Annotated in this window: 17 protein-coding genes; 11 read left to right on the top strand and 6 right to left on the bottom strand. The window is 73.7% G+C overall.

The window, feature by feature from the left end; genetic code table 11:
- Positions 1 to 2 precede the first annotated feature (2 nt).
- The gene (locus tag NDAS_RS03375) at positions 3 to 572 is read left to right on the top strand and encodes an RNA polymerase sigma factor (protein WP_013151731.1); all 570 of its coding nucleotides are present in this window, start codon (positions 3 to 5) and stop codon (positions 570 to 572) included.
- A complete protein-coding gene (locus NDAS_RS03370; RefSeq protein ID WP_013151730.1) occupies positions 539 to 1621 on the top strand; it encodes a CU044_5270 family protein in 1083 nt (360 codons plus the stop codon). Before NDAS_RS03375 ends, NDAS_RS03370 begins: the two co-directional genes overlap by 34 nt.
- Before the next feature lie 162 nt (positions 1622 to 1783).
- Here the strand turns inward: NDAS_RS03370 and dapF are convergent, their stop codons facing one another.
- Positions 1784 to 2608: a diaminopimelate epimerase gene (gene dapF, locus NDAS_RS03365; RefSeq protein WP_081461694.1), complete on the bottom strand. Its 825-nt coding sequence runs from the start codon at positions 2606 to 2608 to the stop codon at positions 1784 to 1786.
- Positions 2609 to 2682: 74 nt separating this feature from the next.
- Between dapF and miaA the strand changes: the two genes are divergently transcribed.
- From miaA to NDAS_RS03350, 3 genes are all read left to right on the top strand, one after another.
- Entirely contained in the window at positions 2683 to 3675 is a 993-nt protein-coding gene (gene miaA / locus NDAS_RS03360) for a tRNA (adenosine(37)-N6)-dimethylallyltransferase MiaA (protein ID WP_013151728.1), read from the top strand.
- Between the two features lie 222 nt (positions 3676 to 3897).
- The gene (locus NDAS_RS03355; protein WP_041552301.1) at positions 3898 to 4683 is read left to right on the top strand and encodes a TetR/AcrR family transcriptional regulator; all 786 of its coding nucleotides are present in this window, start codon (positions 3898 to 3900) and stop codon (positions 4681 to 4683) included.
- A 17-nt stretch (positions 4684 to 4700) separates the two neighbouring features.
- On the top strand, positions 4701 to 5966 hold the full coding sequence (locus tag NDAS_RS03350) for a cytochrome P450 family protein (RefSeq protein ID WP_013151726.1): 1266 nt from the start codon (positions 4701 to 4703) through the stop codon (positions 5964 to 5966).
- 118 nt (positions 5967 to 6084) lie between these two features.
- Here NDAS_RS03350 and miaB read toward each other — a convergent pair whose 3' ends face one another.
- On the bottom strand, positions 6085 to 7551 hold the full coding sequence (miaB, locus tag NDAS_RS03345; RefSeq protein WP_071621555.1) for a tRNA (N6-isopentenyl adenosine(37)-C2)-methylthiotransferase MiaB: 1467 nt from the start codon (positions 7549 to 7551) through the stop codon (positions 6085 to 6087).
- A gap of 312 nt (positions 7552 to 7863) precedes the next feature.
- Here miaB and NDAS_RS03340 point away from each other — a divergent pair, with 312 nt between their 5' ends.
- The 5 genes from NDAS_RS03340 (at position 7864) to NDAS_RS03320 (ending at position 13747) form a co-directional block, all read left to right on the top strand.
- Complete coding sequence (locus NDAS_RS03340; RefSeq protein WP_013151724.1) at positions 7864 to 8607, top strand: amino acid ABC transporter ATP-binding protein; 744 nt, start codon at positions 7864 to 7866, stop codon at positions 8605 to 8607.
- A gap of 44 nt (positions 8608 to 8651) precedes the next feature.
- Complete coding sequence (locus NDAS_RS03335) at positions 8652 to 9503, top strand: glutamate ABC transporter substrate-binding protein (protein WP_013151723.1); 852 nt, start codon at positions 8652 to 8654, stop codon at positions 9501 to 9503.
- A gap of 78 nt (positions 9504 to 9581) precedes the next feature.
- A complete protein-coding gene (locus tag NDAS_RS03330) occupies positions 9582 to 10256 on the top strand; it encodes an amino acid ABC transporter permease (RefSeq protein WP_013151722.1) in 675 nt (224 codons plus the stop codon).
- Complete coding sequence (locus NDAS_RS03325; RefSeq protein ID WP_013151721.1) at positions 10253 to 11395, top strand: amino acid ABC transporter permease; 1143 nt, start codon at positions 10253 to 10255, stop codon at positions 11393 to 11395. The genes NDAS_RS03330 and NDAS_RS03325 overlap by 4 nt, the downstream gene beginning before the upstream one ends.
- A gap of 192 nt (positions 11396 to 11587) precedes the next feature.
- Complete coding sequence (locus NDAS_RS03320) at positions 11588 to 13747, top strand: S9 family peptidase (RefSeq protein ID WP_013151720.1); 2160 nt, start codon at positions 11588 to 11590, stop codon at positions 13745 to 13747.
- Between the two features lie 79 nt (positions 13748 to 13826).
- On the opposite strand, the gene recX is transcribed toward NDAS_RS03320, so the two are convergent.
- From recX to NDAS_RS27765, 3 genes are all read right to left on the bottom strand, one after another.
- Positions 13827 to 14411 carry a recombination regulator RecX gene (gene recX, locus NDAS_RS03315; protein ID WP_013151719.1) on the bottom strand — a complete coding sequence of 195 codons (585 nt, stop codon included), beginning with the start codon at positions 14409 to 14411 and terminating at the stop codon, positions 13827 to 13829.
- The gene (recA, locus tag NDAS_RS03310) at positions 14404 to 15540 is read right to left on the bottom strand and encodes a recombinase RecA (RefSeq protein ID WP_013151718.1); all 1137 of its coding nucleotides are present in this window, start codon (positions 15538 to 15540) and stop codon (positions 14404 to 14406) included. Before recA ends, recX begins: the two co-directional genes overlap by 8 nt.
- 175 nt (positions 15541 to 15715) lie before the next feature.
- On the bottom strand, positions 15716 to 15910 hold the full coding sequence (locus tag NDAS_RS27765) for a DUF3046 domain-containing protein (protein ID WP_013151717.1): 195 nt from the start codon (positions 15908 to 15910) through the stop codon (positions 15716 to 15718).
- Positions 15911 to 15985: 75 nt separating this feature from the next.
- Between NDAS_RS27765 and NDAS_RS03305 the strand changes: the two genes are divergently transcribed.
- The gene (locus tag NDAS_RS03305) at positions 15986 to 20515 is read left to right on the top strand and encodes an ATP-dependent helicase (protein WP_013151716.1); all 4530 of its coding nucleotides are present in this window, start codon (positions 15986 to 15988) and stop codon (positions 20513 to 20515) included.
- Positions 20516 to 20621: 106 nt separating this feature from the next.
- Here NDAS_RS03305 and sigJ read toward each other — a convergent pair whose 3' ends face one another.
- Complete coding sequence (gene sigJ, locus NDAS_RS03300) at positions 20622 to 21509, bottom strand: RNA polymerase sigma factor SigJ (RefSeq protein WP_013151715.1); 888 nt, start codon at positions 21507 to 21509, stop codon at positions 20622 to 20624.
- Positions 21510 to 21543 lie beyond the last annotated feature (34 nt).

Here is a 21543-nt window from a genome sequence, read left to right as displayed (position 1 = left end):
CGATGGTGCGCGACAACAACAGCGACCCACCCGACCACACGGCGTTCAACGCGCTGTTCGAGCGGTACTACGACGCGGTGTACGACTACGCCCGCCGCAGGGTCGGCCCCGATCTGGCCGACGACGTGGCCTCGGAGTCCTTCGCGGTCGCCTGGCGACGGCGGACGGGGGTGCCCGAGGGCCGGGAACTGCCCTGGCTGTACGCCTGCGCCCGCCGTATCACCCTCGCCAAGCTGCGCGAGGTCAGGAAGCGCGGTGAGGTCCCCCCTCCCCCGGAGGAGGCCTGGGGCGGTTCCCAGGACGACGCCGAGCGCGTCGTCCGCCGCCAGACGGCCCTGAGCGCCCTGGCCCGGCTCTCCGGCACCGACCGCGAGCTCGTGATGCTCGTGACCTGGGAGGGCCTGAGCAGCCGCGAGGCCGCGCGCGTGGTGGGCTGCTCACCCGTGACCGCGCGCGGACGGCTGCACCGTGCCCGCAAGCGCCTCCAGGCGCTCATGGACGACACCGCACACCCCGCCGAGGACAGGAAGGACGCCTCGTGGACGACGTCACCGCGCTTCGCGCGCTCCTGAACGACACCGACCCGCGCGCCGGGGAGACGGTCGGCCACGCCGACCGCCAGCGCGCACGGACGAAGGCCATCACCCTGATGAACGACACCCCCGCCCGCCGCCCCCTGTGGCTCCGCCCCCCGGCCCTGGCCGGCGCCGCCGCCCTCACGGCCGCCGCCACCGCCGCCGTGCTCGTCCTCGGCACCGGTTCCGGGGACCCCGTCGGCGTCCCCGCAGCCTACGCCGCGCCGCCCACCCCCCTGGAGGTGGTCGGCTCCGCCCCCGAGCCCGGTGAGCAGCGGCTGCTCGCCCTGGCCGAGACCGCCCGCAACGGCGGTGACGCCCCGGGCGAGGGCGACGTCGCCTACGTCTCCTCCTCCGGTGTGGAACTGCTCGCCGTCACCAGCTACACCGGTGAGGAGCCCAGCGACGAGGACCTGCACAGCGCGGGGTTCATCCCCTACCAGTGGCAGCACTGGCAGGACCCCGAGGGCGACACCCGCGCGGTCAGCACCCCGGGCGCGGCCGAGGACACCGCCGGCGACGCGGAGGAGCACCGGGAGTTTCTCGACCGGCAGGCCGAGGACGTGGAGGAGAGGCTGGATCCGGTCCTGCTGTTCCCCGAGGAGCTGCCCACCGGGGCCGGGGCCATGGCCGACGTCCTCGTCGCCTGGAGCGGGGAGGCCCCCGCGACCGACGCCGCCCTCGTCAACGCCCTGAACAACCTCTACGACCACCGCCCCCTGGACGGGGCCGAGGAGGCGGCCCTCATGGGGGTCCTGGCCGGGCTTCCCGGCGTCGAGTACGCGGGGGGCACGCGCGACCCCCTGGCCCGTGAGGGAGAACTCTTCCAGGTGCGGGTCGCGGAGCCCGACCAGGTGACGCGCTACCGCTACCTCTTCGCCCCCGACACCGGGGACCTGCTCTACCGTGACGCCACCGTGCTGGAGGAGGAGGGCGGTGAGGGCTCCCTGGCCCAGCACGGACTGGAACTACCGGTGACCACGTCCTACCGGTCCTTCGTCTGGTCCGGCTGGGTGGAGGAGGTCGGCGCGCGCCCCGGAAGCTGAGGCGGGACGCCCGGCAGACCCCCGCCGGGAGCCCGGACCGGCGCTCCGCCCCCCGGGGCGGGGAAGCCGGTCCGGGCGGCCCGGTGCGCGTGGCCGGGGGCGTCGCGCGAACCCCGGCAGGGCGCCGGCCCGCCCCGCGCCGACGCGCGGGCCGGCGCGGGGTCAGATCAGGTTCGTCTCGCCCTCGGCCACGATGACGGCCGGGCCGCTCAGCCTCGCGCCGTCCGCGTCCAGGAAGACGGTGCACTCGCCCCCCGGGACCCGCACCCTCCAGGTCGCGCCCTCCCCGCGGGGCGTGGCTGCGGCAGCGGCGGCGACGATCCCGGTCCCGCAGGAGCGGGTCTCCCCGGAACCGCGCTCGTACACGCGCATCTCCAGCACACCCGGAGCCACCTCGCGGTACACCTCCACGTTCGCCCCGGCGGGGAAGGCCTCCACGTCCAGCACCGGCAGCTCGCCCAGGTCCACCTCGGCGACCGGCACGGTCACCTCGCAGGCCAGGTGCGGGTTGCCCACGGAGATCTGCTCACCGTGCACCACCTGCCGGGCGAGCTTGGCGGAGGAGGTCCCCTGCATCTCCACCCGGCCCATGTCTATGGTGATGCCGCCGTCGGCCTCCACCTGGACCTCCTTGGCTCCGTCACGGGTGCCCACCTCGAAGCGGTCGCCCTCGACGAGCCCGGCGTGCAGCAGGTAGCGGGCGAAGACCCGCACACCGTTGCCGCACATCTCGGCGACGCTCCCGTCGGCGTTGCGGTAGTCCATGAACCACTCGGAGCGCTCGGCCGTGCGGGCGGCCGGGGCGAGGGCCTCGCCGAGGGCGCGCGTGCGCACCACCCGCAGGACGCCGTCCGCGCCGATCCCGGCCCGGCGGTCGCACAGCAGGCGGACGGCCTCCTCCGTGAGGTCGAGCTCCCCGTCGGGGTCGGGGAGGATCACGAAGTCGTTCTCTGTTCCGTGGCCCTTGGCGAATCGCATGCCGACCATCCTAGGCGCGCACGACCACCTCCCCGGTCCCGCTCCGCGGTCGGGCCGGGCCCGGGGCTGACTACGCTGGAGGGATGATCAAGGTGATCGCGGTCGTCGGCCCGACCGCTGTGGGCAAGTCGGACCTGGCCGTCGAGGTGGCCCTGCGGCTGGAGGAGCGCACGGGACGCCGGGGCGAGGTGATCAACGCCGACTCCATGCAGCTCTACCGCGGCATGGACATCGGCACCGCCAAGCTCACCGACGCCGAGAGACGCGGGGTGCCCCACCACCTGCTCGACGTGTGGGAGGTCAGCGAGCCCGCGGACGTGGCCAGCTACCAGGACATGGCCCGCGACCGCGTCGAGCAGTGCGCCGACCGCGACGTCCTTCCCGTCCTGGTCGGCGGTTCGGGTCTGTACGTGCGCTCGGTCCTGGACCACCTGAACTTCCCCGGCACCGACCCCGCGGTCCGCTCGCGCCTGGAGGCGGAGCTCGGCGACGTCGGCCCGGGCGTCCTGCACGCCCGTCTGGCCGAGGCCGACCCCGCGGCGGCCCGTGCCATCCTGCCGGGCAACGGGCGGCGGATCGTGCGCGCCCTGGAGGTCATCGAGCTGACCGGGGAGCCGTTCACCGCGAACCTGCCCGACCACACCTCCTTCTACCCGTGCACGCAGATCGGCCTGACCGCTCCGCGCACCGAGCTGGACGAGCGCATCGGCACCCGTGTGGACCGCATGTGGGAGCAGGGCCTGCTGGAGGAGGTCCGCGAGCTGGACAAGCTCGGGCTGCGCGAGGGCCGGACCGCCTCGCGCGCACTCGGTTACGCGCAGGCGCTCGCCCAGCTGGACGGCGCCCTGTCCGAGGAGGAGGCCAAGGCCGACACCGCCCAGGCCACCCGCCGGTTCGCCCGCCGCCAGGAGTCGTGGTTCCGGCGCGACCCGCGGGTGCGCTGGCTCCCCTACGACTCCCCCGACCTGGTGGAACGCGCTCTGGCCCAGGTGGAGCGGGCGCTGTCGGGAACCTCGGAGGAGCCGGGCGAGGCGCTGGTGGACGTGTCGACCTGGGTGCCCCGCTCCGCGCGCTGACCCCGCGGCGGATCCGCCTCCGCCGCACACCCGCCCACACGTGACGGCCGGGCCCGCGAAGGGCCCGGCCGTCCGTCTGCCACGGCCCGCTCCCGCTTTCCCTCCCGAAAACCCTTGCCCCGGCCCGCCCGGTGATCTACTTTGACTGTGTGACCAGATTTCAAAATTGGTCACACAGTCAGGGGAAGGGAGGTGGAGATATGGTCATCGGCGTCAACACGCGTGGTCAGCGACACCTCGCACGCCCTCGACTCGCAGGAGTACACCGTGGCCCCATCCACATCCCCGACCGCCAGCGAGCGCGAACTGCGCGCCGACCGCATCCTGGACGCGGCGGAGGAGCTGATGGTCGCCTGGGGGCACCGCAAGATCACCATCGAGGACGTCGCCCGGCGGGCCAAGATCGGCAAGGGGACCGTCTACCTGCACTTCTCCACCAAGGAGGCGCTTCTCCTCACGGTGGTCATGCGGGCGCAGCTCGGCGTGCTGCGCCGGATCCTGGACTCCATGCACGCCTCACCCGAGAACGTCCGACCCAGCGAGGTCGCCCGCGCCCTCTACCTGTTCCACCTGGACTCGCCGACCATCCGCGCGCTGTTCTCCAACGGCACGGAGTCCCTGGGCAACCTCTCCCGGAACGCGGCCTCCCTGGTCGGCGACACCGTCCGGGAGCGGCAGAGGGCGCTGCGGACCTATTGGGACATCCTGCGCGAACACGGCCTGCTGAACGCCGACCGCGCCCCCGACGAGCAGCTGTACGCCTACAACTCCCTGGTCATGGGCCACCTGGTCACACCCCCGGTGCTGGAGAGCCAGGGCATGCACGTGCCCGACCACGGCACGCGCGCCGAGCTCATGGCCCGGAGCATCCGACTGCTCCTGGAACAGGACGCCTCCCCGGAGGACACCCGCCGGGCCCGGGACAGGGCCCTGGCGCTCTTCTCCGCGCTGGACGAGCGCCTGCACGAGGAGATCACCCGGCAGAAACAGACGACACGCTCCACCTGAGCCCCAGAGGAGGGCCCATGACAGCCGCGACCCCGTCCGACGAACTGATCGACCTGCGCTCCCCCGAGTTCACCGCCGACCCCCACTCCGTGATCGACCGGGTCCGGGCCGCGGGCGGCTCGGCGCCGGCCCTGTTCGTGGACACCCAGAAGGCCGTCCTCTTCGTCGACGACGAGGACGTGCGGACCATCCTCAGTGACCGGCGCTTCGTGCTGGACCCCGCGAACGTGTCGGGCGGGCGGGCCCAGGCCACCCGCTCCGACGCGCTCAGGGGACTGGGCATCCGCCCCGACCTGATCACCTACCTGACCGAGTCCCTCCTGGACAAGGACGGCGGCGACCACACGCGGCTGCGCAAGCTGGTCTCGCGCACCTTCACCGTGCGCCGGGTCAACGAGCTGCGGCCCGCGGTCCAGCGCATCACCGACGACCTGCTCGCGCGGCTGTCCGACCTCGCCGACGGGGACGGGGTCGTGGACCTCATGCCGCACTTCTCCTACCCGCTGCCGATCGCGGTCATCTGCGACCTGGTCGGCGTTCCGGAGGAGGACCGCGGGATCTGGCGGGCGTGGAGCAACCAGCTGTCCAGGTTCGACCCCACCAGGCCCGAGCTGATGAACGACACGCTCGGCGAGATGATCGGCCACATCGAGGGGATGCTCGCCGAGCGCCGGGCCCGGCCGAGCGAGGACCTGCTCGGCGCCCTGGTCAAGGCGCGCGACGAGGACGGCGGGCGCTTGAGCGAGAGCGAGCTGATCACCCTGGTGTTCACCCTCGTCATCGCCGGGCACGAGACCACCGCGCACCTGCTGGGCAACGGGGTGCGGGCCCTGCTCGACCACCCGGTCCAGTGGGAGATCCTGCGGCACGACCCCGGGCTGCTGCCCTCCGCCGTACACGAGATGCTCCGCTACGGGGGCACCGCCGTGATCTCCAAGGCGAGGTACGCGGCCGAGGACGTCGAACTCAGGTGCGGCCGCCTGGCCGCGGGCGAGCGGGCGATCGCGGTCCTGGCGGGCGCCAACCGCGACCCGAGGGTCCACCCGGACCCGCACCGGTTCGACATCACCCGCCACCAGGGCAGCCCCGGCGAGGCGCACGTGGGGTTCGGCCACGGCATCCACTACTGCCTGGGCGCGGCCCTGGCCCGCCAGGAGGGCGAGGTGGCAGTCGGTTCCCTGCTGACCGCCTACCCCGGCCTGTCCCTGGCCCCCGGTCGTGAGCCCCTGCCCGGGAGGGTTCCGGGCGCGATGCGGTTGGACAGCCTGCCGGTCCGGCTCTGAGGCCGCGCCCGCACGGCCGTCCCGTCCCGGTCCGCACGGATCCGCCGCCGGCGGGATCCGCGCGGAAGGCGGCGGCCCCCGGCGCGAAGGCGCCGGGGGCCGCGACCGCTTCGCGGGGTCAGATCTCGCAGCAGCCGCCCGCCGGGGCGGGCTCCTCGGCCGGAACACCGATCCGGGGCATGCCCAGGAGCACCTGCGGCTTGCCCTCCTGGACCGGCTGGCCGTTGCGGGCCGCCCAGGCGTCGCCCGCGCGGGTGCGCCGCAGGGCGCGCACGCCGGAGTCGGCCACCAGGTGGTGCGGGGCGGCGTAGGTGACCTCCACGGTCACCGTGTCGCCGGGGCGCGGGTCGTCGCCGTCACCGACCGCGAAGTGCACGAGGCGGTTGTCCGGGGCGCGGCCGGACAGGCGGCGGTGCTCGCCGTCCTTCCTGCCCTCACCCTCGGCGACCAGCAGCTCGACCTCGCGGCCGACCAGCTTCTGGTTCTCCTCCCAGGAGATCTGGTCCTGGAGGTCGACCAGGCGCTGGTAGCGGTCCTTGACCACCTCCGGCGGGACCTGGTCATCCATGGTCGCGGCCGGGGTCCCGGGGCGCTTGGAGTACTGGAAGGTGAACGCCATGGAGAACCGCGCCTCGCGGACCACGTGCAGCGTCTCCTGGAAGTCCTCCTCGGTCTCGCCGGGGAAGCCCACGATGATGTCGGTGGTGATCGCGGCGTGCGGCATGGCGGCGCGCACCTTCTCCACGATGCCCAGGAAGCGCTCCTGGCGGTAGGAGCGGCGCATGGCCTTGAGGACCCGGCTCGACCCCGACTGGAGCGGCATGTGCAGCTGCGGCATGACGTTGGGGGTCTCGGCCATGGCCTCGATGACGTCGTCGGTGAAGTCGCGCGGGTGCGGGGAGGTGAAGCGCACCCGCTCCAGTCCCTCGATCTCACCGCAGGCGCGCAGCAGCTTGGAGAAGGCCTGCCGGTCGCCGAAGCCGCTGCCGTAGGCGTTGACGTTCTGGCCGAGCAGGGTGATCTCGCTGACGCCCTCGTCGACCAGGGCGCGCACCTCGGCGAGCACGTCGCCGGGGCGGCGGTCCTGCTCCTTGCCGCGCAGCGCGGGCACGATGCAGAAGGTGCAGGTGTTGTTGCAGCCCACGGAGACCGACACCCACGCCGCGTACGCGGACTCGCGGCGGCTGGGCAGTGTGGAGGGGAAGTGCTCCAGGGACTCGGCGATCTCCACCTGCGCCTCCCGCTGGACGCGGGAGCGCTCCAGCAGGGCGGGCAGGGAGCCGATGTTGTGGGTGCCGAACACGACGTCGACCCAGGGCGCCCGGCGCACGATCTCGCCGCGGTCCTTCTGCGCCAGGCAGCCCCCGACGGCGATCTGCATCCCCGGGTTGGCGTCCTTGACCGGGCGCAGGTGCCCGAGGTTGCCGTACAGGCGGTTGTCGGCGTTCTCCCGGACCGCACAGGTGTTGAAGACGACGATGTCTGCGGTGGTGTCCTCGGCTGCGCGCGCGTACCCAGCGTCCTCCAGCAGACCGGAGAGGCGCTCGGAGTCGTGGACGTTCATCTGGCAGCCGTAGGTCCGCACTTGGTAGGTACGACTCTGGCTCACGGGACCAGGCTATCCGGTGCCGTGGACCGCGCGGAGACCGCGGGAGGGGCCCGACGCCCCCACCTGGAGCTTCCCCGGGGCCCCGCGACGGACGGGGAGGCGGAGCGCGTCCGGAAGTGGCCGATGTGAGACGCTGGAGAACGGAACCACAACAGGGAGCGACAAACGGTCACTTAACCGTCCAAACCCATAACAGTTTCGCCGATCACGCCGTAACAAGTCTGCTACTCCGCAGACGGACGGCGATTTCGTGATGACACGGCAACATGGACCCATTAGGTTCCGAACATGACCTCAACTCCTCTCGTCGTGCTGGAGAACGTCAACAAGCACTTCGGCGACCTGCACGTGCTCCGCGACATCGATCTGACGGTTAACTCCGGCGAGGTGGTAGTCGTCATCGGGCCGTCCGGTTCCGGCAAGTCGACGCTGTGCCGCACGATCAACCGCCTGGAGACGATCGACGCCGGCACCATCACGCTGGACGGACAGCCGCTGCCCGCGGAGGGCCGCGGCCTGGCCCGGCTCCGCAGCGACGTGGGCATGGTCTTCCAGTCGTTCAACCTGTTCGCCCACAAGACCGTGCTCCAGAACGTGACACTGGGCCCCACCAAGGTCCTGCGCATGAACAAGGCCGAGGCCGACGCCCGGGGCATGGAACTGCTGGAGCGCGTCCGGATCGGCAACCAGGCCAACAAGTACCCGGCGCAGCTCTCCGGGGGTCAGCAGCAGCGCGTGGCGATCGCCCGCGCCCTGGCGATGAACCCCAAGGTGATCCTCTTCGACGAGCCGACCTCGGCACTGGACCCGGAGATGGTCCAGGAGGTCCTCGACGTCATGACCGACCTCGCCTCCGAGGGCATGACGATGGTCGTGGTCACCCACGAGATGGGCTTCGCGCGCCGCGCGGCCAACCGGGTCGTCTTCATGGCCGACGGACAGATCGTGGAGGAGAACACCCCCGACGAGTTCTTCACCAACCCCCGGTCCGAGCGCGCCCAGGACTTCCTGTCCAAGATCCTGACCCACTAGGTTTCCCCGCGTTCTTCGCACGAAGCAAGGAAGAGGTACCCCACATGCGAGTCCGTCGCATCAGCACCATCCTGGGCGGCACCGCGGCCCTGGCCTTCGCCCTCAGCGCCTGTGGCACCGCCGACGTCGGCGGCGGCAGCGGCGGCGAGGGCGGCGGCGGCGAGGGTGGCGGCGACACCATCACCATCGGCGTCAAGTACGACCAGCCCGGCCTGGGCCTGCTGGACGGCGACGCCCCCGTCGGCTTCGACGTGGACGTGGCCACCTACATCGCCGGCGAGCTCGGCTACGAGCCCGAGCAGATCGAGTGGACCGAGGCCGCCTCCGCCAACCGCGAGTCCTTCCTCCAGCAGGGCACCGTCGACATGGTGATCGCCACCTACTCGATCACCGACGAGCGCCGCCAGGTCGTCGACTTCGCCGGGCCGTACTACGTCGCCCAGCAGGACATCCTGGTCCAGGCCGACAACGAGGACATCCAGGGCCCCGAGGACCTGGCGGGCAAGGTCCTGTGCTCGGCCTCCGGCTCCCGCTCGGCCAACAACATCGTCGACGACATGGGCATCGACGCCGAGCTGCGCGAGGCGGGCAACTACTCCGAGTGCCTGTCCCTGCTGGGCAACGGCACCGTCGACGCGGTGACCACCGACAACACCATCCTCGCGGGCTTCGCCGCGCAGGACCCGGGCACCTACCGCGTGGTCAACAACCCCTTCGGCGAGGAGCGCTACGGCGTGGGCCTGCCCGCCGGCTCCACGGAGCGGTGCGAGGAGGTCAACGCCGCCATCCAGAAGATGTGGGACGAGGGCTACGCGGTCGAGGCCCTGGAGACCGCCTTCGGTGAGACCGACTTCGCCTACGAGGAGACCGCTCCCGAGGTCGACGCCTGCCAGTAGGCACCCCTTCCCCGACCGTGCGCCCCGCGGCGGGGCCGACCCCGGCCCCGCCGCCCGGCCCTTGACCAGCTGGGACCCATGGAAGCCTTTCTCAGCAATATCGACAGGGTTGTCGACGGTTTCTCATGGACCGTCCGGCTCACCCTCCTCAGCGCCCTCTTCTCCTTCGTCCTGGGCGTCCTGCTCACGGCCATGCGGGTCTCCCCCGTTCCGCTCCTGCGCGGTCTGGCCACCGCCTACGTCGAGGGCATCCGCAGCACGCCCCTGACCCTGGTCCTGCTCTTCTGCGGCCTGGGCCTGAACAGCGCCCTGGGGATCGCCCTGGCCGACAGCGTCGCGTGGGACGTGTTCTGGTGGGCCGTCATCGGCCTGTCCGGCTACACCGCCTGCTTCGTCTCGGAGTCGCTGCGCGCGGGGATCAACACGATCCCCCTCGGCCAGGTGGAGGCGGCCCGCTCGCTGGGCCTGACCTTCACCCAGAACCTGCGGATGATCGTCATCCCGCAGGCGCTGCGCACCGTCGTCGGCCCGCTGGGCAGCGTGCTCATCGCGCTGATCAAGAACACGACCGTCGCCTCCGTCGCGGGGCTGGGCGTTCAGGAGGCGTCCAGGGAGATGAAGCTCATGTTCGACCAGGGCATCGCCCCGGTCCTGCCGACCTTCGTCGGCTTCGCGATCGGCTTCCTGATCCTGACCCTGCCGACCGGCTACTTCTTCGGCTGGCTCTCCAAGCGCGTGGCGGTGGTCCGATGAGCGCGCAGAGCTCCGTCCTCTTCGACGCGCCCGGCCCCAAGGCCCGCAGGCGCAACGCCCTCTACACGGTCGTCACGGTGTTCCTGGCCCTGATCGGCCTGGCCGTCCTGTATCTGGGGTTCAACGGCACCCTGCGCGACACCGGGTTCTCGCTGTTCAACCCGCTCACCTGGGGGCCGCTGGGCGACCCGGCGACCTGGGCGGTCAACCCCGCGGGCGAGTGGGCCTCGGACAAGTGGGCGCCGTTCCTGCAGCCCGCCACCTGGACCGACTACGTCGTCCCGGGCCTGCAGAACACGCTGACCGCGGCGCTGACCGCCTCGGTCCTGGCCATCCTCTTCGGCCTGGTGTTCGGCATCGGCCGCCTGTCCGACAAGTGGTGGATCCGCGTTCCGGCCGGGGCCGTCGTGGAGTTCTTCCGCGGCATCCCGCTGCTGATGCTGATCTTCTTCACGATGGCGCTGCCCATCGTGGCCTACCAGATGTTCGACATCCCCGCGGGCACCTTCCAGGTCTCGGCGCTGGCCGCCGTCGTCACGGGTCTGACCCTGTACAACGGCTCCGTGCTGGCGGAGGTCTTCCGCGCGGGCGTCCTCGCGGTGCCCAAGGGCCAGTCCGAGGCCGCGCAGGCCATCGGGATGACCCGGGGCCAGAACATGCGGCTGATCCTCATCCCGCAGGCGATCACCGCGATGATGCCCGCGATCGTGGCGCAGCTCGTGGTCCTGCTCAAGGACTCCGCACTGGGCTACATCATCGCCTTCCCCGAGATGCTGCGCAGCTTCACCCTGCTGGCCACGCGCGAGGGCAACGTGATCCCGGCCGCGATCATCTGCGCGGCCATCTACATCGCCATCAACCTCTCGCTGAGCCGGGTCGCGATCTGGCTGGAGCGGCGCAACGCCCGCCGCGGTCGGCCCTCGGCCAAGCCCACCGGCGGCGGGGACATCCCGGCCCAGCCCGTGGCCGCGCCCGGGGGCGGCACCGGAGACGGCAGCGCCAAGGCCGAGGGCCCCGCCGGGTCCGTGGCGGTGGAGCCCACCGTGCAGGAGCCGCTGCCCGACGCGCTGGACGGGTCCCGCCCGGCGAAGTCCGGCGACGGCGACGACCCGGACGGCAGGGCGGACCGGAAGGACTGACCCCTCCGTCCCCACGGCCGGTACGGCCCCGTGCGCGCCCCTCGGCGCGTACGGGGCCGTCGTCGTCGCGGCCCCGCGCGGGGCGGTTCCGGGGACGCCGCGCGGAGGGTCCTTCGGGACTGCACAAGCGGGCGAACGAGGGCTAAGGTCGACATGTCATCGCATCGAACCCACGACCCATCCTGAGCGGACATGTCTGAACTGTCGAGCCGCCACGGCTCCTGGCCATCGCCCATCAGCGCCGGTGACGTCGCCCGAGGAGTGCGGCGGATGGCGTTCCCGTCCGTCGCGGGTGCGGAGGTCTGGTGGGAGGAGGGGCGCCCCGAGGAGGGGCGGACCACCCTCATGCGGCGCGACGCCGACGGAACGGTGACCGACCTGCTGCCAGCGCCCTGGAGCGCGGGGACCCGGGTGCACGAGTACGGCGGGCGCGCCTACCTGCCGGTGCCCCGCCGCGACGACAAGGCCATCACCCGCATGGGCGTGGTGTTCTCCCAGTCCTCCGACCAGCGCCTTTACCTGCTGGAACGCGGCTCCTCGGAGCCGGTGCCGCTCACCCCCGACGACGGCGCCTCACGCTACGCCGACCCCGCGCTGAGCGCGGACGGGCGTGCCGTGCTGTGCGTGCGCGAGAGGCACGAGGAGGGGGCGGTCCGCCGCTCGATCGTGTCGGTGCCGCTGTCGGGCCGGGGCGCGCAGGACCCCTCCGCGGTGCGCGAGCTGGTCTCGGGGGCGGACTTCTACGCCTCCCCCACCCCGTCGCCGGACGGCGCCCACCTGGCCTACGTGCGGTGGAACCACCCCAGGATGCCCTGGGACGGCAGCGAACTGAGGGTGGGCGCCCTGGGAGAGACCGGGCTGACCGGCGAGTACACCCTCAAGGGCGGTGTGGACGAGTCGGTGGTCTCCCCGACCTGGGCCGACGACGCGACGCTGTACGTGGCCTCGGACTGGCCGGGCTGGTGGAACCTGTACCAGGCGGGGATGACCGGGCAGGCGCTGGCGCTGTACCCGGCCGAGGAGGAGTTCCACGCCTCCCCCGGCCGTCTGGGCAACCGGTCGTTCTGCGTGCTGGACTCGGGCCGGGTGGTGGCATTGCACGGGCACGCCGACCTGACCCCGAGCGTGTACGACCCCGACACCCTGGACCTGACGCCGGTGGCGACCGGCCTGACCACGTGGTCGATGCTGGACACCGACGGGCGCACCGTGGTGGCGGTGGCCTCCTCGCCGACCGAGCCGCCGTGCCTGGTGCGACTGGATCCGGTCTCGGGTGGTGTGGAGGTGCTGCGCCGGGCCGCCGAGGAGCTGCCGGACACCGCCTACCTGCCCGTCCCACGCCAGGAGACGCTGCCGGGCCGCTACGGTGCGCCGGTGTACGCGAACGTGTACCCGCCGACCCATCCGGACGCGCCCGCGAACGGCCCCGCGCCGTACGTGGTGTGGGCGCACGGCGGCCCCGTGTCGGTCAGCACGCTGGAGTTCGACCTGGCCAAGGCCTACTTCACCAGCCGGGGGATCGGTGTGGTGGACGTCAACTACGGCGGCTCCACGGGGTACGGGCGCTCGTACCGCAAGCGCCTGCACAAGGAGTGGGGCGTGGTGGACGTGGAGGACTGCGTGGCCGCGGCCCGGGCCCTGGTGGAACAGGGGGTGGCCGATCCCCGCAGGTTGGCGATCCGCGGTCCGAGCGCGGGCGGGTACACGGCGCTGATGGCGCTGACCGGGGACACGTTCGCGTGCGGGGTCTCCCTCTTCGGGGTCACCGACCTGCTGGGGTTCAGCCAGACCACGCACGACTTCGAGTCGCGGTTCCTGGACTCCCTGGTGGGGACGCTGCCGGGGTTCGTGGAGCGGTACCGGGAGCGCTCCCCGGTCAACCGCGCCGGGGAGATCGACGTGCCGGTGCTGCTGGTGCAGGGCCTGGAGGACAGGGTCGTGACCCCGGACCAGGCCACGGCGATGGCGACGGCGCTGGGGCGGCGCGGGGCGCCGTACGCGCTGGTGGAGTTCGAGGGCGAGGGACACGGGTTCACCGGGCAGGAGGCGCGGATCCGCTCCCTGGAGACGGAGCTGGCCTTCTACGCGCGGGTGTTCGGGTTCGAGGCCGACGTGGCGCCGCTGGAGCTGGTGACCGCTCCGCCGGAGACCGGGGCCGTCGGGGACGGCGCGGAACCGGCCGCGGAGGGCTCCCGGGCGCCCGGTGCGGAGGCCGCCGGGGAGTCCGGTGACACCGGGGACGCCCCGAGCGCGGAGGACACCGCCGACGCGCTCGCGCGGGACGCCGGGCAGGACGGCGGGCCCCCGAGTCCCGCGGAGGCCGCCGCCGGTCCGACTGCCGCCGGCGACTGACCCTCCGGAAACGGAGCGGACGGGGCGGGCGGTCCCGGCGGAGGGCACCACCGGCCCGACCGCTGTCGGCGGCGACGGTTCAGAAGTCGGGGTCGGGGGCGTGGAGTTCGGCCTCCACGCCCTCGCGTTCGAGTTCCTCGCGGACCACCCGGTAGGACAGGCCCGCGGAGTAGCCCTTGCGGGCCAGGAAGCCCAGGGCGCGGCGGATCCGCGTCTCCTCGTCCCTGCCCCGGGTGGCGGCCAGGCGGCGGCGCGCCAGGTCGCGGGCGGCCTCCTCCTCGTCCTGGTCGCTGAGTTCGCCGACGGCCTCCCGGACGGTGTCCTCCTCCACGCCGCGGGTGCGCAGCTCCTGGGCCAGGGCGCGGCGGGAGAGCCGTCTGCCGTGGTGGCGGGAGGACACCCAGGCCTGGGAGAAGGCGGCGTCGTCGATCAGTCCGGCCTCGCCGAACGTGTCCAGGACCGAGGTGACGACCTCCTCCTCGTACTCCCGACGGTGCAGCGCCCGCTCCAGCTGGGCGCGGGTGCGCGGGGAGTGGGTGAGCATCCGCAGGACCAGGGCGCGGGCCTCGGCCTCGGGGTCCTTCCCGGGCGGGGCCGCCCCGCCCGGGGAGGGGCCGTCGTCCTCGGGGTGGTGCCGGTCCGGGGACCGGCTCCCCTCACGCATCAGCCGCGGGCGCCTTGGGGGTCCTGGCCGCGGCGCGCTTGGCGGGTGCCTTGGCCGCGGCGGCCGGGTCCGCAGCCGCCTCAGCGGCGGCCTTGGCCGGTTCGGCGGCCGGGCCGGAGGCGCTGTCGTCGCCCTTGACGGGCACGCCCAGCTTCTCCTTGATCTTCTTCTCGACCTCGTTGGCCATGTCGGCGTTCTCGCGCAGGAAGTTGCGCGCGTTCTCCTTGCCCTGGCCCAGCTGGGTGCCCTCGTAGGTGTACCAGGCGCCCGACTTGCGGACGATGCCGTGCTCCACGCCCAGGTCGATGAGGCTGCCCTCGCGCGAGACGCCCACCCCGTAGAGGATGTCGAACTCGGCCTGCTTGAAGGGCGGCGCGACCTTGTTCTTGACGACCTTGACGCGGGTGCGGTTGCCGACCGCGTCGGTGCCGTCCTTGAGCGTCTCGATGCGGCGCACGTCCAGGCGCACCGAGGCGTAGAACTTGAGCGCCTTGCCGCCGGTCGTCGTCTCGGGCGAGCCGAACATGACGCCGACCTTCTCGCGCAGCTGGTTGATGAAGATCGCGGTGGTGTTGGTCTGGTGGAGCGCACCGGCGATCTTGCGCAGCGCCTGGGACATCAGGCGGGCCTGGAGTCCGACGTGGCTGTCGCCCATCTCGCCCTCGATCTCGGCGCGGGGCACCAGGGCCGCCACGGAGTCGATGACGATGATGGAGACCGCTCCGGAGCGGATGAGCATGTCGACGATCTCCAGCGCCTGCTCACCGGTGTCCGGCTGCGAGAGCAGCAGGTCGTCGGTGTTGACGCCGATCTTCTTGGCGTACTCGGGGTCGAGCGCGTGCTCGGCGTCGACGAAGGCCGCGATGCCGCCCATCCGCTGGGCGCTGGCCACCGCGTGCAGGGCGACGGTGGTCTTACCGCTGGACTCGGGGCCGTAGATCTCCACGACGCGGCCCCGGGGCAGGCCTCCGATGCCGAGCGCCACGTCGAGCGCGATCGCCCCGGTGGGGATCGACTCCACCGGCGGCCGGTCGTCGTCGCCCAGGCGCATGATGGAGCCCTTGCCGAACTGCCGCTCGATCTGGGCGAGCGCTGTTTCGAGAGCCTTGTCTCGGTCTCCAGATGCCACGGGATACCCCTGTTGTTGGGTGGATGCCTTTTTCTTCATGGTGAGCACGACGCTACGCGGTCGCTACGACAATCGCGACGTCCCACGTCCGCCTGTGGATAACCCACCCTACCCGAACCTGTGTTCGATGTGGCGTACGAAACGGATGCGACCTCGCGGGAGGTCCGTCGCCGGATCAGCGTCTGGAGGCGGGCAGGTCGAAGGCGTCGCACACGGCGCGCCACACCTCCTTGGCCGCCACCCCGTCGGCGAGCGCCTGCTCGACCGTGCGGGACCCGAGCCCCTCCAGGACGTGGTCGCGGGCCACGCTCTGCGCGTAGGCCTCGCCGAACTGCTCGTGCATGTTGTGCCAGAAAACCGTGAGTCTCATCGGGCCCAGTATCGGTGATCGCGGCGTCCGCCGCGCCCCCTCCCCTTTGTCGCCGCCCGCGGGCAGACTGGCGGCATGAGCCGTGCGCCCCGCCCCCTCGAACGCTTCGGACCCGCCACCAGGGCCTGGTTCGACCGGGCCTTTCCCGCGGGCCCCACCCCCGCCCAGACCGGCGCCTGGGAGTCGGTCCAGCGCGGGAGGAACACCCTGGTGGTGGCCCCGACCGGCTCGGGCAAGACCCTGTCGGCCTTCCTGTGGTCGCTGGACCGGCTGTCCTCGGCCCCCGTCCCCGAGGACCGCGCCCGCCGCTGCCGGGTGCTGTACGTGTCCCCGCTCAAGGCCCTCGCGGCCGACGTGGAGCGCAACCTGCGCGTCCCCCTGGCCGGGATCGCGGCCGCCGCCGAGGCCGGGGGGCACGCGGTGTCCCCGGTCACCGTGGGGGTGCGCACCGGCGACACCCCCGCCGCCGAGCGGCGCAGGCTCGCCACCCGGCCGCCGGACGTGCTCATCACCACGCCCGAGTCGCTGTTCCTGGTGCTCACCTCGCGGGCCAGGGAGGGGCTGGCCGGGGTGGAGACGGTCATCGTCGACGAGGTGCACGCGCTCGCGGGGAGCAAGCGCGGCGCGCACCTGGCGCTGAGCCTGGAGCGGCTGGACGCCCTGCTGGACCGCCCGGCGCAGCGGATCGGCCTGTCGGCGACCGTGCGCCCGCCCGACCTGGTGGCGCGGTTCCTGGGCGGCGCGGACGTCGTGGCCCCGCCCGGCTCCCCCGGCATGGACCTGCGCGTGGTGGTGCCCGTCCCCGACATGGAGGAGCCCGGCGTCCCGGAGCCGACCCGGCCCTCCGGCGGCGCGGAGGGCGGCGGGGACGCCCGGGACGCGGGCGGCGGGTCCCTGTGGCCGCACGTGGAGCGGCGGGTCCTGGACCTGGTGGAGGCCCACCGCTCCACCATCGTGTTCACCAACGGACGCCGCACCGCGGAAAAGCTGTGCGCCCGCGTCAACGACCTGCACGCCGAGCGGCACGGCGGGCGTCTGCCTCCGGAGGAGGTACCCGCCCAGGTCATCGCCCAGTCCGGGCACAGCCGCGGCGGCCCGCCGGTGGTCGCCCGCGCCCACCACGGCTCGATGTCCAAGGCCGAGCGGGCCCTGATCGAGGACGAGCTGAAGCAGGGGAGGCTGCGCTGCGTGGTGGCCACCTCCAGCCTGGAGCTGGGCGTGGACATGGGCGCGGTCGACCTGGTGGTGCAGGTGGCCTCGCCGCCGTCGGTGGCCAGCGGCCTGCAACGGGTCGGCCGGGCGGGGCACCAGGTGGGCGAGACCTCGCGCGGGGTGTTCCTCCCCCGGTTCCGGGGCGACCTGCTGGCGACGGCCGTGGTGGTCGGGCAGATGCGCGCGGGCGCCATCGAGCGCCTGGAGATGCCGCGCAACCCCCTGGACGTGCTGTCACAGCAGGTCGTGGCGATGGCCGCCATGGACGACTGGCCGGTGTCCGAACTGGCCGCCCTGGTCCGGCGGGCCGCGCCCTTCGCCGACCTGGCCGACACGGTGCTGGAGTCGGTCCTGGACATGCTCTCCGGCCGCTACCCCTCGGACGAGTTCGCCGAGCTGCGCCCCCGCCTGGTGTGGGACCGGGAGGCGGACGTGCTCCGGGCGCGCCCGGGCGCGCAGCGGCTGGCGGTGGTCAGCGGCGGCACCATCCCCGACCGGGGCGTGTACGGGGTGCACCTGACCGGGCGGGACGGGGACCCCGCGCCGGGACGGGCCCCCACCCGGGTCGGCGAGCTGGACGAGGAGATGGTCTACGAGTCGCGGGTGGGCGACGTGTTCGTGCTGGGGTCCACCTCGTGGCGGATCGAGGCGATCACCGCCGACCGGGTGCTGGTCTCCCCCGCGCCGGGGCGGCCGGGCCGGATGCCGTTCTGGAAGGCCGACGCGCAGGGCAGGCCCGCGGAGCTGGGCCGGGCGGTGGGCGCGCTGACCCGGGAGCTGGCCGCGGCGGAACCGGCGCGGGCGCTGGCCCTGGCCGAGGGGGCCGGACTGGACGCGTGGGCCGCGCGCAACCTGGTGGAGTACGTCTCCGAGCAGCGGGAGGCCACCGGGCACGTGCCCGACGACCGGACCGTGGTCGTCGAGCGCTTCCGCGACCAGGTCGGGGACTGGCGCGCGGTCGTGCACTCCCCGCTGGGCGCGCGGGTGCACGCGCCGTGGGCGATGGCCCTGGCGCGGCGGCTGCGGGACCGGTTCGGCGCGGACGCGCAGGTCGTGCACGGCGACGACGGGATCGTGCTGCGGCTGCCGGACGCCGGGGGCTGGGACCGGCCGGGCGAGCTGGCCGACCTGGTGGCGCTGGACCCCGAGGAGGTGGAGGAGGCGGTCACCGGGGAGCTGCCCGGGTCGGCGCTGTTCGCCGCGCGGTTCCGCGAGTGCGCGGCGCGGGCCCTGCTGCTGCCCCGCCAGCGGCCGGACCGGCGGATGCCGCTGTGGCAGCAGCGGCTGCGGGCCTCCAACCTGTTGTCGGTGGCGGGCCGCTACGGGTCGTTCCCGATCGTGCTGGAGGCGGTGCGCGAGTGCCTGCGGGACGTGTTCGACGTGCCGGCCCTGGTGGAGGCGCTGGAGGGCATCCGGTCCCGTCGGACACGGGTGGTGGAGGCGCGCACCGAGGCGGCGTCGCCGTTCGCGCGCTCGCTGATGATGGAGTACACGGCGGCGTTCCTGTACGAGGGGGACGCCCCCGCGGCCGAGCTGCGCGCGCAGGCGCTGACCCTGGACGCCTCGCTGCTGGCCGACCTGTTGGGCGAGGCGGACCTGCGGGAGCTGCTCGACACGCGCGTGGTGGAGGAGGTCGGCGCGCTGCTGCAGCGGACCGCCCCCGGCTCGGGCGCCCGGGACTCCGAGGGCGCGGCCGACCTGCTGCGCGAGGTGGGGCCGCTGACCACGGAGGAGGCCGGGGCCCGGGGAGCCCGGCGGGAGTGGCTGGAGGAGCTGGAGTCCGCGGGCCGGGTGGTGCGGATGGCCGTGGCGGGCGCCGAGCGCTGGTGCGCGGTGGAGGACGCGGCGCGGCTGCGCGACGCGCTGGGCGCGCGGCCGCCCGCCGGTGTCGCCGGGGCCCTCCTGGAGCCGGTGGAGGCGCCGACCCGCGACCTGGTCTCGCGCTACGCGCGCACGCACGGGCCGTTCTCCGCCGGGGAGGCGGCGGCGCGGCTGGGGCTCGGCGCGGACGTGGTGGAGGGCGTGCTGCGGGAGCTGTCCCGGCTGGGGCGCGTCCACCAGGGCGGGTTCCGGCCCGGCGGGACGGGCACCGAGTGGTGCGACGCCGACGTGCTGCGGCGGCTGCGGCGCGGGTCGGTGGCGAGGCTGCGCAGCGAGGTGGAGCCGGTCGCGCAGACCGCCCTGGCCGCGTTCGCGCCGCTGTGGCAGCGCGCCGTCGCGGGTGAGCGGTGGCGCGGACCGGACGCGGTGTTCGAGGCCGTGGAGTCGCTGCGCGGCGCGACGGTGGCGGCGTCGGCGCTGGAGACCCTCGTGCTGCCCTCCCGTGTGGAGGACTACGCGCCCCGGCGGTTGGACGAGCTGACACAGGCGGGCGAGGTCGTGTGGGCCGGTGCGGGCGCGCTGCCCGGGCAGGACGGGTGGGTGTGCCTGGCCCCGGCCGACGAGGCGGCCCTGCTGCTGCCCGAACCGGTGCCGCCGAGGGAGGGTTCCACGGCCCACGCGGTGCTGGAGGCGCTGCGCGGGGGCGGGGCGCTGTTCTTCCGCGACGTCGCCGACCGTGTGGCGGGCGCGTCGGGGGGCTCGGCCGTGACGGACGCGGAGCTGGTCGCGGCGCTGTGGGAGCTGGTGTGGTCGGGCTGTGTCACCAACGACACCCTGGCCCCGCTGCGCGCGGTGCTGGGCTCGGGGGCCGCCCCGCGCCGCGCGCCCTCGCGTGCGGGGCGGCTGGCGCGTCCGGTGCTGCCCACCCGGTCGGGACCGCCCGCGGCCGCGGGTCGGTGGTGGGCCCTGCCCGAACGGGAGGGCGACCCCACCAGGCGGGTCCTGGCGCGGTTGGAGGCTCGGCTGGAGCGCCGGGGCGTGCTGGTGCGCGGCTACCAGGGCGGGCGGATCTCCCCGGACGAGTACCGGGTGCTGAGGACGATGGAGGAGTCGGGCCGGGTGCGCCGCGGCTACTTCGTGGACGGGCTGGGCGGCGCCCAGTTCGCGCTGCCGGGCGCCGTGGACCGGCTGCGCGCGGTTTCCGGCGGCGCGGCGGAACCGGTGGTGCTGGCGGCGACCGACCCGGCGAACCCGTTCGGCACGGACCTGCCCTGGCCCGGGGACGCCCAGGCCAGGCCGGGCCGGTCGGCGGGCTCCCTGGTGGTCGTCGACGGGGGTCGGCTGACCCTGTACGTGGGGCGGGGCGGCCGCTCGGTGCTGACCTTCGGTTCGCCGCCCGCCCTGCTGGAGCGGGCGGCCCGCGCCCTGGCCGGGGCGGTGCGGGACGGACGCGCGGGGGCGCTGACGGTGGAGCGCGCCGACGGGGCTGAGGTGTTCGCGACGCCGGTGGACGCAGCCCTGGCGGCGGCGGGGTTCCACGTGACCCCGAAGGGGCTGCGCCTGCGCCCCTGAGGCTCCGGGCCCCGCTCCGGCGAGGGCGGGGAGGACGGCCCGTCCGGGGCCCGGCCTCCCGCCCGCCGCTCCCGGCGCCGGCGCGTCGGCGCCGGGGCGGGCCGGATCAGCTCCCCTGATCCGCGAGGTCGACGGCGTCGAGGCGTTCGGGGTCGGACAGGATCTCGATCGCGGTGATCCTCCCGTCCGTGACGGTGAACCCCATGACCGAGAAGAGCGCGCCGTCGACGGTGTTGACCAGACCGGCCCTTCCGTTGACCAGTGCGGGACGGCTGGTCGAGAGGGTGGCCATGCGGTGGAAGGTGGCGGCCTGACCGGCCACCGCCTCCCGGCCCCGCAGGACCCTCATACCGCCGGGCAGCGCGTTCCCGCCGTCGATGCGCAGCACGACGTCGGGATCGAGAACGGCCACCAGGGCGTCGAAGTCGCCGCCGCGTGCGGCTCGGAGGAAGGCGTCCACGACGCGGCGCTGGGCGACCGGATCGGGGTCGGGTTCGGGGGCGGCCCCCCGGACGCGGACGCGGGCGCGGCTGGCGAGTTTGCGGGCCGCGGCCGGGGTGCGGTCGACGATCGGGGCGATCTCCTCGAACGGCAGGCCGAACATGTCGTGCAGGACGAAGGCCAGCCGTTCGGCCGGGTTGAGCGATTCCAGGACCACCAGCAGGGCCAACCCGACCGAGTCGGCCATCAGCGCCACGTGCTCGGGGTCGGTGGCCGGTTCGCTCACGATCGGGTCCGGCAGACGGGCCTCCAAGGGGGTCTCGCCGCGTTGCGTGCGCGAGCGCAGCATATCCAGGCAGACCCGGCCGACGACCGTGGTCAGCCAGCCGCCGAGGTTGCCGATCCCGTCGGTGTCGGAGCGGGCGAGCCGCAGCCAGGCCTCCTGGACGGCGTCGTCGGCCTCGGCCAGGGAGCCGAGCATGCGGTAGGCCACCGCCCGGAGGTGGACGCGGTGCTCCTCGAACCGCTCGGCCAGGAAGTCGCTCTCGTCCATGATCGCCTCTCTACGTCGCCTTCTCGGGTCCCGT

Origin of the sequence: Nocardiopsis dassonvillei subsp. dassonvillei DSM 43111, from assembly GCF_000092985.1 — a bacterium.
Taxonomy (GTDB): Bacteria; Actinomycetota; Actinomycetes; order Streptosporangiales; family Streptosporangiaceae; genus Nocardiopsis; species Nocardiopsis dassonvillei.
The sequence above is the reverse complement of the archived record's forward strand: the minus strand, read 5'-3'. Positions and strand labels throughout refer to the sequence as shown.